The sequence below is a fragment of the Chryseobacterium oncorhynchi genome (assembly GCF_002899895.1).
GTDB classification, from domain to species: domain Bacteria; phylum Bacteroidota; class Bacteroidia; order Flavobacteriales; family Weeksellaceae; genus Chryseobacterium; species Chryseobacterium oncorhynchi.
Genome location: NZ_PPEI02000001.1, coordinates 165,898 through 178,916, shown reverse-complemented (window position 1 = coordinate 178,916; position 13,019 = coordinate 165,898). Strand labels below are relative to the sequence as shown.

13 protein-coding genes and 1 riboswitch are annotated in these 13,019 nt (G+C 35.5%); of the genes, 7 read left to right on the top strand and 6 right to left on the bottom strand.

All coding sequences use genetic code 11. From position 1 onward, the window contains the following. Positions 1 to 65 precede the first annotated feature (65 nt). Positions 66 to 623, top strand: coding sequence for an RNA polymerase sigma factor (locus C1638_RS00820; RefSeq protein ID WP_165826502.1), 558 nt, complete (start codon positions 66 to 68; stop codon positions 621 to 623). Position 624: 1 nt separating this feature from the next. Next, the gene (locus C1638_RS00815) at positions 625 to 1,437 is read left to right on the top strand and encodes an anti-sigma factor (RefSeq protein WP_109617322.1); all 813 of its coding nucleotides are present in this window, start codon (positions 625 to 627) and stop codon (positions 1,435 to 1,437) included. Between the two features lie 98 nt (positions 1,438 to 1,535). On the opposite strand, the gene metE is transcribed toward C1638_RS00815, so the two are convergent. After that, positions 1,536 to 3,839 (bottom strand): 5-methyltetrahydropteroyltriglutamate--homocysteine S-methyltransferase, encoded by a 2,304-nt coding sequence (metE, locus tag C1638_RS00810; protein ID WP_109617319.1) that lies wholly within the window; start codon positions 3,837 to 3,839, stop codon positions 1,536 to 1,538. Positions 3,840 to 4,012: 173 nt separating this feature from the next. Further along, positions 4,013 to 4,197: riboswitch (cobalamin riboswitch) on the bottom strand. A gap of 191 nt (positions 4,198 to 4,388) precedes the next feature. Here metE and C1638_RS00805 point away from each other — a divergent pair. Beyond that, positions 4,389 to 4,850: an Lrp/AsnC family transcriptional regulator gene (locus C1638_RS00805; protein ID WP_109617317.1), complete on the top strand. Its 462-nt coding sequence runs from the start codon at positions 4,389 to 4,391 to the stop codon at positions 4,848 to 4,850. Positions 4,851 to 4,917: 67 nt separating this feature from the next. Here C1638_RS00805 and C1638_RS00800 read toward each other — a convergent pair whose 3' ends face one another. After that, a complete protein-coding gene (locus C1638_RS00800) occupies positions 4,918 to 5,202 on the bottom strand; it encodes a bacteriocin-like protein (protein ID WP_109617314.1) in 285 nt (94 codons plus the stop codon). Between the two features lie 436 nt (positions 5,203 to 5,638). On the opposite strand from C1638_RS00800, the gene C1638_RS00795 reads away from it, so the two are divergent. Continuing rightward, positions 5,639 to 6,427, top strand: a complete 789-nt coding sequence (locus C1638_RS00795; RefSeq protein WP_076351893.1) for an XRE family transcriptional regulator — start codon at positions 5,639 to 5,641, stop codon at positions 6,425 to 6,427. Between the two features lie 118 nt (positions 6,428 to 6,545). On the opposite strand, the gene C1638_RS00790 is transcribed toward C1638_RS00795, so the two are convergent. The 3 genes from C1638_RS00790 to C1638_RS00780 all read right to left on the bottom strand — a co-directional run bounded on the left by C1638_RS00790 (position 6,546) and on the right by C1638_RS00780 (position 9,561). Then, positions 6,546 to 7,940, bottom strand: coding sequence for an alkaline phosphatase (locus C1638_RS00790; protein ID WP_109617312.1), 1,395 nt, complete (start codon positions 7,938 to 7,940; stop codon positions 6,546 to 6,548). A 76-nt stretch (positions 7,941 to 8,016) separates the two neighbouring features. Further along, positions 8,017 to 9,216 carry a GTP-binding protein gene (locus C1638_RS00785; protein WP_109617310.1) on the bottom strand — a complete coding sequence of 400 codons (1,200 nt, stop codon included), beginning with the start codon at positions 9,214 to 9,216 and terminating at the stop codon, positions 8,017 to 8,019. A 6-nt stretch (positions 9,217 to 9,222) separates the two neighbouring features. Then, the gene (locus tag C1638_RS00780; protein WP_109617309.1) at positions 9,223 to 9,561 is read right to left on the bottom strand and encodes a MerC domain-containing protein; all 339 of its coding nucleotides are present in this window, start codon (positions 9,559 to 9,561) and stop codon (positions 9,223 to 9,225) included. Between the two features lie 87 nt (positions 9,562 to 9,648). On the opposite strand from C1638_RS00780, the gene C1638_RS00775 reads away from it, so the two are divergent. Then, the gene (locus tag C1638_RS00775) at positions 9,649 to 10,038 is read left to right on the top strand and encodes a Fur family transcriptional regulator (protein ID WP_109617308.1); all 390 of its coding nucleotides are present in this window, start codon (positions 9,649 to 9,651) and stop codon (positions 10,036 to 10,038) included. Positions 10,039 to 10,121: 83 nt separating this feature from the next. On the opposite strand, the gene C1638_RS00770 is transcribed toward C1638_RS00775, so the two are convergent. After that, positions 10,122 to 10,604, bottom strand: coding sequence for a hypothetical protein (locus C1638_RS00770; protein WP_076351898.1), 483 nt, complete (start codon positions 10,602 to 10,604; stop codon positions 10,122 to 10,124). A gap of 237 nt (positions 10,605 to 10,841) precedes the next feature. Here C1638_RS00770 and C1638_RS00765 point away from each other — a divergent pair, with 237 nt between their 5' ends. Together C1638_RS00765 and C1638_RS00760 are read left to right on the top strand one after the other, a co-directional pair. Next, a complete protein-coding gene (locus tag C1638_RS00765) occupies positions 10,842 to 11,864 on the top strand; it encodes a serine hydrolase domain-containing protein (protein WP_109619004.1) in 1,023 nt (340 codons plus the stop codon). A gap of 66 nt (positions 11,865 to 11,930) precedes the next feature. Then, positions 11,931 to 13,019: an alpha/beta fold hydrolase gene (locus C1638_RS00760; RefSeq protein WP_109617306.1), complete on the top strand. Its 1,089-nt coding sequence runs from the start codon at positions 11,931 to 11,933 to the stop codon at positions 13,017 to 13,019.

The following is a 13,019-nucleotide window of genomic DNA, read 5'->3' as shown; positions in this document are numbered from 1 at the left end:
CGAAATAAAAGATGATCTGGATTTTATTGTAAATATGTTTTATTTTATTACATTTGGATTGAAAAATAAAAGCTATTAAAACAACCTATTCTGAAGAAGAACTTATCGTTTTACTAAAAGAAAAAAACGAAAACGGTTTTCATTACCTGTATGACCACTATTCTGGTGCGTTGTATGGAGTAATTCTTCGAATTGTTCAGTCTAAGGAATATACAGAAGAAATAATTCAGGATGTTTTTGTTAAAATCTGGAATTCTATCCATCAATATGATGTTTCTAAAGGGAGGTTTTATACCTGGATGATCAACATTGCCCGAAACACGGCAATAGATTATTTAAAATCGAAAGGATTTCAGAATGAACTTAAAAACCAATCGCTTCCAGATTTCGTATATAATACTACAGAACTTTCAACAGTCAATGATTCATCCGATTATATCGGGTTTAATAACGTGCTTGAAAGTTTGGAGGTTGATAAGCAGGAACTTATCAATATGGCTTATTATCAGGGATATACCCAACATGAAATATCCGAAAAACTGAAGATACCGCTGGGAACCGTGAAAACGAAAATGCGGAATGCACTGATGAAATTAAAAGATTTGTTAAAAGATTATCAATAAATTGAACACTAAAGAATACATATCATCCGGAATTATAGAATCTTATATTCTAGGCCATGCTTCTCCAGAGGAAGCAGGTATTTTGGAGTGTGTGATGAAGAATAATGCTGAAGTAAAAGCTGCTTTTGAAGAAGCGCAAAAAACTTTGGAAAATCTTGCTACAGCTCAGGCTGTAACACCTCCAAGTGATTTGAAGTCTAAAATTTGGAATAAAATTCAGCAGGAACAGATTATTGAAGAGGAAAAACCTTCCATTTCTATTTCGTCTCCTGTTATTGAACCTTTGGAAGAAAATATTAGAGTTAAAAGTAACAACAACTGGAAAACTTTAGGTATTGCTGCCTCTGTTTTATTTTTAGGAAGTATTGCAGGAAATCTTTTCTGGGTCAGTAAACAAACTGAAAATCAGAAAGAAATTGCAAAAATGAAAACTGAGAAACAGTCTCAGGATATTGCGATGCAAAAAATGAATCAGAAAATGGCAATGTTTTCCAATCCTGATATGCAAATGGTGATGTTAAAAGGAGTGGAAAAACATGAAGATGCAAAAGCGATGGTTTTCTGGGACAAAAAAACAAAAGAAGTGTACCTTAATGCTGAGAATCTTCCTAAAGCACCAGAAGGAATGCAGTATCAACTTTGGGCAATTGCAGATGGAAAACCCGTAAGTGCAGGGATGTATACTCAGGATAAAGATAGTTTGATTGCATTGGCCAATATTCCAAATGCACAGGCTTTTGCCATTACTCTTGAAAAAGAGGGAGGAAGCCCAGTTCCTACTATGGAAAACATGTATGTGATGGGAGGAATATAAATCTGTTATATATAAAATTATAATATTTAAAAGTAATAAAGTCAAAAAGCATCCGGATTGGATGCTTTTTGATTTGTATAAAATTGAGAAATTTACTTTTAAATTGAATATTCAACAGCAGCCTCCTTTGCAGCGGCAACCATAGCAATTAAAGCCTTTTCAGTTTCTTCCCAATGTCTGGTTTTCAATCCACAGTCAGGGTTTACCCAAAGTTGATGAGCAGGAATTACATCCTGAGCTTTTTTCAGAAGTTCTATCATTTCTTCTTTTGATGGAACTCTCGGCGAATGAATATCATAGACACCCGGACCAATTTCATTAGGATATTTAAAATCTGCAAAAGCATTTAAAAGTTCCATTTGTGAACGGGAACATTCTATGGTAATGACGTCTGCATCCATATCAGCGATATTTTTAATAATATCATTAAATTCCGAATAGCACATATGGGTATGAATCTGGGTAGCGTCGTCTACTCCACTTGCTGATATCCTAAAAGCTTCTACAGCCCATTTTAGGTAATTTTGCCATTCTGCTTTTCTTAAGGGAAGACCCTCTCGTATAGCAGGCTCATCAATTTGAATGATTCTGATTCCTGCTTTTTCAAGGTCTACTACTTCATCACGAATGGCTAACGCAATTTGTTTACATGTTTCAGAACGAGGCTGGTCATCACGTACAAAGGACCATTGCAGAATGGTAACAGGACCTGTTAACATCCCTTTTACCCACTGATTGGTTTGTGACTGAGCATATTGAGACCAGTAAACCGTCATTGGTGCAGGACGGGAGACATCCCCGAAAATGACCGGAGGTTTCACACATCGGCTTCCATAACTTTGTACCCAACCATTTTTGGTAAATACAAATCCCTCAAGTTGCTCACCGAAGTATTCTACCATATCATTACGTTCAAATTCCCCATGAACCAGAACATCTATTCCAATTTCTTCCTGCCAGCGAATGGTTCTCTGGGTTTCTTCTTTCAATAAGGTATCATACTGCGCTGCGGTTAATTCTCCTTTCTTGAACTTGGCTCTCCAGCTTCTTACTTCGGCAGTTTGTGGGAATGATCCAATGGTCGTGGTAGGAAATAATGGCAATTGTAATGCTTTTTGCTGTTCTTCTCTACGAATTTGAAATGAATTCTTTCGTTGTGAATCTTCTTCCGTTACAGCTTCTGCTCTTTGCTTTACGATATTATTATGGATTAGAGAAGAGGTTTTTCTGCTTGAAACGGCTTTTTTATTTTCCTCAAAATCATTAATTATATCCTGATTTTCTGTTCCGGAAGCTAATTCTTTAAGGTTAACAACTTCTTTTACCTTTTGTTTGGCAAAGGCCAGCCAGTTTTTAATTTCAGGGTTCAGATTGGTTTCAAAGTCTAAATCACATGGAGAATGAAGCAATGAACATGATGGAGCGATAAGAACTCTTTCTGAACCTAATTTCTCAACGGCTTTATTGATAAAAGCCAAAGATTTTTCAAAATCATTTTTCCAGATATTTCTTCCATCTACAAGTCCCAGTGATAGGCTCAGGTTTTCCGGAATTGAATTGATTACCTCTTCTAATTGCTCAGGGTTTCTTACCAAATCAATATGTAAAACATTTACAGGCAGGGAAGCAGCAAGAGACAAATTGTCTTTTAACCCATCAAAATAGGTCGCAACAATGAATTTTAATGTTGGAAATTGCTTTCTAAGTTCTGAGTAAACAGTAATATAAGTTTCCTTAGCTTTTTCTGTAATATCCAGAGAAAGGAACGGCTCATCAAACTGAATCCATTCTGCGCCCTGTTCCTGAAGTTTTGATAAAATCTCGACGTAGACAGGTAGGATATTTTGGGCAAGATCCAGTTTATCAAATCCTTCTTCCTTTTCTTTTCCTAAAAGTAAATAAGAAACTAATCCGATAATCACAGGTTTAGCATTGATTCCCGCCTGTTTAGCACCTGCAAATTCATTGAATATTTTACTTGAGGTAAGCTTAAATTGTTGATTTTTATAGAATTCAGGAACAATATAATGATAATTGGTATCAAACCATTTTGTCATTTCCATAGCGGTGATGTCCAGCCCGTCTTTTTGATATCCTCTCGCCATTGCAAAGTAAAGATCCAGCTCTGAGTTGTTTCTTTTAAGGGCAACTTCATGATAACGTGCCGGAATAGCTCCCACAATAAGGCTCATATCCAATACCTGATCGTAATAGGAAAAATCATTACAAGGGATTAAGTCTATTCCTGCTTCTTTCTGAATATTCCAGTTTTGGTTACAGATATTTCTTCCTACAGTAAGAAGTTCCTCCAAAACAATTTTGCCTGACCAATATTGCTCGCAGGCTTTTTTGAGTTCTCTTTTGCTACCAATACGCGGATAGCCCAGAATGTGTGTTTGCATTTTTAAACTTTTAATTAAACTTTTTTGTTAAAAGCTCTTTGAATGCTTCGTAATACTTTTACGGATAAGAAGATCCAGGCATAAACGATATAGGTAACCTGTGCCATTGATCCTTAGAAAAATGCACTACTCTATATCATCTGTATGACTCAAAAGCTTCAGTCCGCGAAAGCATTGTCAATTCAGTAAAGGCAGGTCTCCTGACTTGTAACAGTTTCCGTCATCCTTCCCGCTTTTTGCAGTGGATATCAAGGACAGAAACCTTTGGTGTGTTACTTACAGTTGCGCGACAGTTCGTGATTTCCACACGATTCCCTATTAATCTACCTTACGTAAAACCTTTCCTGTTTGATGAAGTATATAAAGAACTGCTTTTACCAATCTTTAATGAGTAATGGTAAAAGATTTTAATTTTGTGTAAAATTAGTGATACAGAATATATATTCAATTGATTGATGTTTATTAAGCAAATAAAACTTTATAAATTATATTTAAAAGAATATAATTCTGTAATTTTGATTGATTTTAATATTAAAAGAATAATATTCTGTGGAACAACTTGATGATAAGGACCTGAATTTACTGAGACTGCTTCAGAACAATTCAAAATTGACCGTTAAAGAACTGGCTAAGGAAGTAAACCTTTCTCCTTCTCCTGTTTTTGAAAGAGTGAAGAGACTTGAACAGGAAGGGTATATTAAAAGGTATGCTGCTGTTTTAGATGCTGAGAAACTCAATCGTGGATTTACGGTTTTTTGCCAGATTAAATTAAAAATTCATGACCGGTCTGTTGGGTATGATTTTGTAAAAGAAATTCTTGAAATTGAAGAAGTGGCAGAATGCTATAATATCTCCGGTGACTTTGATTTTCTATTGAAAGTGCAGGTTCGGGATATGAAGCATTATCAGGATTTTGTATTTAATAAGCTTGGTTCTGTGGATTCTATAGGAAGTACACACAGTACGTTTGTAATGGCTGAAGTTAAAAATAACCATGGCCTGACAATTTAAATATTTCCATAAAAAAACCGCTCTGAAAAGAGCGGTATACTTTTTAAGTGCTTGTTCGATTTTTTTCTTAGCAAGTAGATCCACATTCAAGTAACTTGATGTGAATTACACCGTTAACAACGCATTGAGTTTGGCATAATGCATTACCTACAACGGTACCTACACCACCAATAACGCCACCAACTACACCGCCTACGCCACCAACAACACCTCCTACTACACCACCTAGGCCGCCAACAACGCCACCAATTACACCTCCGATACCACCGATTAGTCCTCCGATTGGATCAAGTAATCCGTTTCCTGAAATAGTTTTTAGTTCGTTTCTGTCTAGTTTTTTGAAATTTTTCATGATTAAAATTTTATATGATTAATACATCACAAATATATGACAAATAAACATATGTAGATATTTTTTTGAATAAAATAATTAAATAATTTTATAATTTAATATTTCGTTAATATAATTGTTATTTTATGAATATTCCGTTTTTTATTATATCTGTTTGATTTTCTAAATGTTAAAAAACATATTTCAACTTGGGAATTTTAGAGTTAATTTTTTTAACTCAAATGATGTTTTATTATGATTAATATCCCCGCTATGTAAAAAGAGTTGTTTTGGTCCGAAAATCAGGAGTTTAGATTCCGAAAATCAGCTTTTCAGCTGCTATTTTTAGCCAACTTTATTGGAGAAAAGGCGAATTTCCTCACTTTTTATGGTAAAACCGATTCTGGGCATTGATAACGGAGTCAAAATTTGTATTTTTGCTTACATATTTCTATCAATGTCAATTTTTTCAAATAATATACGCTTTTTAAGAGCCAAGAGAAAGCTCTCCCAACAAAATGTTGCCGACGAACTATTGATCTCCCGAGTGAGGTATTCCAAATATGAAAACGGAATTTCAGAACCTCCTATTGAACTTTTGATCAAAATATCAAAATATTTTCATGTCAGCATTGACCTTATGTTGTCTGTAGACATTCAGAAATATCCAATGGACGAAATGCTGAAGCTTCCCGATAACAGGATTGTTCTTCCTGTAGCCGTTGATGACCTTGGTAATGATACTATAGAAATTATTCCGCAGAAAGCATCTATGGGATATCTGGAAGGGTATAGTGACGTAGAATATATAGAAAGTCTTCAAAGGATTGCTCTTCCTTTTTTAACGAATGGGAAATACAGAGCTTTTCCGGCAGACGGAGATTCTATGCCGCCATTTAGAAATGGTTCCTATATTGTAGGAAAATATGTAGAGGGAATTGATGAACTGAAACCTGGGAAAACTTATGTTTTTATCACCTTAAATGATGGGATTACTTACAAGCGTTTCAAAGAAAAGAAAGGGAATTCTATTTCTGTAAGTGCAGATAACTCTTTCTACGAACCCTATGATATCCCGTTTGAGGATGTTGTGGAAATCTGGCAGTATGCTTCGGGAATTTTCCCTGAGGATTTTGAACCTGGAGATTACGAAAGCTATAACTTTAAGGAAATGTTCCGTGAATTGAGACAAGATATTAAAGATCTTGATAAAAAAGTTTCCGGGCGTCGCAAAAAATCTTCATAAATTATATGATTAACAGGTATTTGTCCTGATAAAATAAACAGGCTATTCAATATTTTGAATAGCCTGTTTTTAAAAACTTGTTAAAAATGTAAAATATGTGTTTAAAAATGTCTTCTGTTTATATGGAAGATGCTTTCAGCATTAAATAATGTAGATCTGTATTTTTAATAAATGGCAGCAAAAGCTCACTTCCGGGACCATAGGCTGCTACTTCTACATAGTCTCCCGAATGATCCATACTGATCCACCCTACCGAGTTTCTGCTTTTCTGAATTTCTGAATAAAGTTTAAATGGTAATTTCTTATAATTATAAAGTCCCTCTTCCTTTTCAAGTCCGTTGTAAAAGCTCAATAAGTGCTTGGCTTCATCGTCATTCAAAGTAAGTTTGTTACCCTCATATATCCATTCTTTGATATCTTTAATGGAAAAGTCCTTGTGAATTTTATTCAGAATATATTCATTACTATACTGATAAGCTGAAATACTGTTGAAATTGGCGGTCGCATCTGAACCGTAAATAGTTCCGGGGTTGGCATTTCCGTGATCTGTAGTAATGATGACCAAGGTATTTCCATCCTTTTCTGCGAAATCCATTACGGCTTTTACGGCTTCATCAAAAGCAAGCTGGTCGTGAATGAGTGCTGACACATCATTAGCGTGAGCTGCCCAGTCCACTTTTCCTCCCTCTATCTGGAGAACGAAGCCTTCCGGATGTTCTTTCATCTGATCAATAGCCACACTCGCCATTTCTGCTAAAGTCGGCGTATCTTTAAATTCAGAAAGATGATTTTTATCGATGGTATAAGGCAATGCTCCCGTACTGAAAATTCCTAGCACTTTTTCTCCTTTTTTAATGGATTTAAGGTCAGTACGGTTTTTAAAAATTTGATATTTCTTTTCTCTGTATACGGAATAAAGGTCTTTCTTATCTTCTCTTTTATCAGAGCTGAAGAATTCATCTCCACCTCCCATTAGAACATCTATTCCCAAATCTGCATACATTTCAGCAATTTGAGGTTCTGCATTTCTTTTCGCGGAGTTAACACAAAATCCTGCAGGAGTGGCATGGGTAGCAGTAACCGTTGTCACACAACCTACTTTCTTTCCTACCTTTTTGAATTTTTGCCATATAGGAATATGCTTTTCTCCATTGGCTCCCATATTCAATACCCCATTTTTCACTCTTATTCCTCCTCCGAAAGCAGAACTTGCCGCTGCAGAGTCCGTAACAATTGAGCTGGCTGAAGCAGTGTCCATTAAGGCACGCGAAACTTTTTTCTCGTGATACAGGTTGAGCCAATGGCTTCCTTTTCCTAAAATATTCCTTGAATAAAGATCAGCCATTGAAAGAGTTCCAAGACTCATTCCGTCACTGACCATAAATATGATGTTTTTTGCTTTTCCAATTTTAGGCTGGTCTGCATTTCTTTTGGAAGCCCAAAGTTCTGAGGGCGAGAGAGACAACAACCCTGAAAGCAATACCGAACCTTTTAGAAATTTTCTTCTGTCCATAGCTGTAAAAATAATGTACTAAGTTATTGCATATATTAATCTATCGTAACCTAGTTGCATTAATAAATGGTTAATTTTAAATGTTTTGTGGAAAAGGATCTTCAAAATCCCGCTTTTGATCTAATAATTCTTTTTCCTGATCATTGATGAGACAATTCTTAAGGTCCTGTAACATTTGATCTTTATTCAGGTTTTGTCCGATAAAGACAAGCTCATTGATTCTGTCACCCCAGTTTTTATCCCATCTACTTTCTATAAACTCCTGATTTTCCACAAATGAGGCATATTGTACTCTATGATTCATAGGCATACTTCCCCACCACACTCCTGCTTTTTCCAAGCGAAAGGAACCTCCTGCCTGAGAAAAATTGAGGGCGTCATCAGGTCTGGAAGCCAGCCAGAATAAACCCTTGGCTCTTAGTATTCCCTCAGGATAATTATTGAGATATTCCCAAAGTCTCATAGGATGAAATGGTCTTTTATCTCTGAATACTAAGGAACTGATTCCATATTCTTCAGTTTCCGGGGTATGATGATCAGACTGCAGCTCTTTTTGCCACCCAGCAGAAGCCTGTGCTTTATCAAAATCGAAAAGTTGTGTATTTAAAATATGCTGTGGATCCACTTTACTAAATTCTGACTGAAGAATTGTCGCTTCAGGATTCAGTTTTTTTATGGCTGATGTTAAAAATCCAAGTGTTTCCGGATCTACGAGATCTGTTTTATTCAGAATAATGATATTAGCAAACTCAATCTGATCAGTAAGAAGGTTTACAATGGTTCGATAATCTCCCTCCATATCGGTAAGGTCACGATCCAGTAATCGTTCATTAGATGCAAAATCTTTCATGAAATTGAAAGCATCTACAACAGTCACCATGGTATCAATATAACTGAAACGCGAAAGATCGATACCACTTTCTTCATCAATATAGGTAAAGGTTTGGGCTACAGGAATAGGCTCACTAATTCCGGTACTTTCAATCAGAAGATAGTCGAAGCGATTTTCGTGAGCTAAACGTTCTACTTCTACCATCAGATCTTCTCTTAGCGTACAGCAGATGCATCCGTTACTCATTTCTACCAGTTTTTCTTCTGTTCTAGAAAGAGTATTTTGGTTTTCCACAAGACGTGCATCAATATTGACTTCACTCATATCATTAACAATTACTGCGACTTTTAAGCCTTGTTTATTATGCAGAATATGATTCAATAAAGTTGTCTTTCCGGCTCCAAGAAAACCACTGAGTACCGTTACAGGGAGTTTTTTCGTCATGTATTCTTAATGTTTATGATTTTTAAAATTGATGATATGACCCACTATTAAACCAATAGCTCCAACATATATCAATGGAAGATGGATTTCAAATAGTAAATCTGTTAATACTGAAATTGAAATCATAAGAATAGATGCCCAAAACAAAAATTTTAACCAATAATTAGTCATATGCCTTGTTATTCTAAAAACCACCAAGGCTCCAATCACAAGAAAAGCCAAATCAACATAAGGGTTATGCGATATTCCCAAAGGAATGATGAGTAATAATGGGAAGACAATACAATGAATCAGACATAAAACGGCAGCTGAAATTCCAACAGCATCAAGAATTTTTGATTTCATAAAACATAGGATTTAAATTTCTTATCGTAACTTTGTTGCAAATGTAAATATAAAAACTTAAATAACGCAACTTTGTTGCATTAAAATATGAAACAGGTAAGAAATACGCACGCAAAAACAGAGATTTTAAACCTTATTAATCACTCTGATATAGCTCTGACCCATTCTGATATTCAGAAAAAACTTGGGGATTTGTGCAACAGGGTTACGATTTACAGGGTATTGGAAAGGCTTGAAAATGAGGGGTCTATTCACAAAATTGTCAATGTGGATGGTGTTGTGAATTTTGCAAAATGCAGTGGGAAATGTACGCATGAACAGCATTTTCATAATCATGTTCATTTTAACTGTAAAAAATGTCACTCTGTAACCTGCATTGAGAATGCTATTCCTGAAATTAGCCTGCCTGACCATTTTGTGGCTGAGGAATACAACTTTGTAATCAGTGGAATTTGCCCGAAATGTATGAATACATAAATTTTTTACAGCTATTTTAAAACGTAAAAACCTCTCCAAGTAAAAGCTTAGAGAGGTTCCTAATTGATGATATTGAAATCTTGTTATAAAGAAGAGATATACACTTCTATTTTGGTTCCGTCATAATTAAATGTTCCATCGGAATTCATTTTTCCTAAAACCCATTTCATATCTACGGGAACAGACCATGCTGATCCCAGAGAGAATCCGTTCACTGATCTAATTTCATTTCCGTTTCCTGTTGTAATGGCAGAGTGAAACCATGTTTTGTCTATTAATCTATAAAAACCAATGGCTTTTCCTTTAGGAATTGGGGAATATCCATCCCATTTTTCTCCTGCAGGATAATTGAATTTACTTAACCATTTTTGGCCTGATGATCCAGCCAGTTCGTCTGGATTAATGCTTGCTCCTCTCATGTACAGGGCATAAGCTACAACGTCATGACATACTCCATTGCTGTACTTTGAAATATTTTCTGCTCCCGAAAGAACGGCATGGGCAACGGGTGCCCTTTCAGATAGGGATAACTGAGCCTTCCTGGCTCCTTCTGGTGTAACTGACATATTATTACTATTTTGTTTGGTTCTCGTAAAGATAACATTTTTTAAATTAATCAATATTTTGAATTGAAAATCAATGATTTACTGTAGTGAATTATAAAAATAAAGCAGAATATTTTTAATGTTTTCGGCTACGAAAGCTCCTACAAAGACATTCATGGAAGTTATTTTCATATCATTCAAATACTTTGTAACTTTTTAATGTATGTGATTGACATATTGAATATTATATTCCAGGTCATGATTCGAATATCTTTTATTTTAAGCATTATTTTACTAACCTTATTTTCTTGCAAAGGAAAATCTGAAAAAGAGGTTCTTGTTGATTTTTATGAAAAAGGAAAATTTAATGGTACTGTTCTCATTATAAAAGAGGGAAAAGTAATTTGTGATACCGCTTTGGGGTATAAAAATTTTGAAGAAAAGAGTCTTTTAACAAGAGACACTCCATTCTGTATTGCTTCTCTAACCAAACCCTTTACAGCTGTCGGCATTATGTTATTACAACAGGAGAATCTTTTGTCATATGATGATAAAGCAAGTCGTTATATTCCTGATCTTCCTGTTTATGCTCAAAATGTGACTATACGTCAATTGCTTACTCATACTTCTGGACTGGCAGATTATGAAAATGTTTTGGTTTCAGACCATGATAAGATTACAAACATGGATGTTATGAATTTTCTGAAAAAGCAATCGGGGCTTAGATTTCCCTCAGGAAGCCGGTTTGAATATAGTAATAGTGGTTATATTGTGCTGGGTCAGATTATAGAGGCTTTATCAGGTCAGACATACAGAGAATTTATGAATAGCAGAGTGTTCGCTCTTTTGAAGATGAATCATTCATTTGTTTATGATGCTGAGATCATTCCAACCTCTGACATGATTAAGGCCTATGATATTAATAAGAAGCCGGACAATTATTCTTTGCTGACTACCGGAGATGGCAGCCTTTATTCTACTGCGCGGGATTTGTACAAATTTGATCAGGCTTTGAGAAAACATCAGTTATTGAACAATGAAAATTCTAAGCTAATGTATGAATTACCCATTTTAAAAGACGGGAAAGCAAGTGGATATGGTTTTGGCTGGTTTGTTTCTGATCATGCTGCAATGCATACTGGCGGTGTGGATGGTTTCAGAAGCATTATCTGGCGGGATTTGAGGAGTAATACCTGCATTATTGCATTAACCAATCAGGGAGATGCTTTTCCGGTATATGAATTTCTGGATGCTGAGAAAAAAGCATTGAACAATAAATAAAGTATGCTTTTATTAGAAATATCTGTTTAACTTGGTTTTAATAATCAGATCTTTATACAAAATACTATGAAATATAATATTCTGTCAGTCATTGCTTTATTGTTTTCATTTGTCCTGTTTGGGCAAGATAAGAAGCCATGTGATCAATATGGAGAAGCCAGGGAAATTATCAAGGATTTGGACTCTATTGTGAGTCCCAATGGAGTTCAGGAAAGGTACAAAGCAACTGTGGGAGGAGTTCAACAATGGGTGTATGTACGTGGACAGAACAAGGAAAATCCGGTAATACTATTTGTACATGGTGGTCCCGCCTCTCCTATTGCTCCGGTGATGTGGATGTTTCAAAGACCGATTGAAGAATATTTTACGGTGGTAAATTATGATCAGAGGGCATCCGGAAAAACCTATAATGCCAATGATACCTTAAAGCTAAAGAATACCATCAATATCAATCAGTATGTGGATGATGCTATACAAATGGCTGAATTGATTAAGGAAAAGTATAAAAAGAAAAAAGTTATTCTCATAGGGCATAGTTGGGGAACTATAATTTCTATGAAAGCAGCTTTGAAAAGGCCGGATCTGTTTTATGCTTATGTAGGAATCGGACAAATCATTAATACCAGAGATAATGAAAGGTTGAGTGTAGATTTTGCTGTAAAAGAAGCTACGCGGCTCAAAAATGATGTTGCATTAAAGGAATTGGCATCCATTGCACCTTATCCGGGAAATACTCCCATTACAAGACCAAGAATCATTATTGCAAGAAAATGGCCTCAATATTATGGTGGTTTAACTGCCTATCGAAACAATTCCAGATATTTCTTTCAGGCTCCTTTATTGTCTCCGGAATATTCCTATCAGGATGCGGAAGCCATTGGTAAAGGAAGTTTATTTACCCTTTCAAAGGTTCTTTCGGAATTTCTTGATACGGATTTTAAGAAAATTAAAACATTTCCAATACCGGTTTTTATGTTCATGGGCAGACATGACTATACCACGCCATCAGAACCTACTGCTCAATGGCTTCAGAATGTAAAAGCTCCTTTTAAAAAGGGAATATGGTTTGAAAATTCAGCACACTTAATTCCTATTGAAGAGCCTGGAAAAATGCTGGTAACGTTATTAAATGACGTTCAGCCTGTCTGTAAATAA

Coding starts and splice junctions, on each gene's coding strand:
- metE (WP_109617319.1), bottom strand. CDS start 3,839: ATGCAAACACACATTCTGGGCTATCCGCGTATTGGTAGCAAAAGAGAA.
- C1638_RS00800 (WP_109617314.1), bottom strand. CDS start 5,202: ATGAAAAATTTCAAAAAACTAGACAGAAACGAACTAAAAACTATTTCA.
- C1638_RS00795 (WP_076351893.1), top strand. CDS start 5,639: ATGTCAATTTTTTCAAATAATATACGCTTTTTAAGAGCCAAGAGAAAG.
- C1638_RS00790 (WP_109617312.1), bottom strand. CDS start 7,940: ATGGACAGAAGAAAATTTCTAAAAGGTTCGGTATTGCTTTCAGGGTTG.
- C1638_RS00785 (WP_109617310.1), bottom strand. CDS start 9,216: ATGACGAAAAAACTCCCTGTAACGGTACTCAGTGGTTTTCTTGGAGCC.
- C1638_RS00780 (WP_109617309.1), bottom strand. CDS start 9,561: ATGAAATCAAAAATTCTTGATGCTGTTGGAATTTCAGCTGCCGTTTTA.
- C1638_RS00775 (WP_109617308.1), top strand. CDS start 9,649: ATGAAACAGGTAAGAAATACGCACGCAAAAACAGAGATTTTAAACCTT.
- C1638_RS00770 (WP_076351898.1), bottom strand. CDS start 10,604: ATGTCAGTTACACCAGAAGGAGCCAGGAAGGCTCAGTTATCCCTATCT.
- C1638_RS00765 (WP_109619004.1), top strand. CDS start 10,842: ATGATTCGAATATCTTTTATTTTAAGCATTATTTTACTAACCTTATTT.
- C1638_RS00760 (WP_109617306.1), top strand. CDS start 11,931: ATGAAATATAATATTCTGTCAGTCATTGCTTTATTGTTTTCATTTGTC.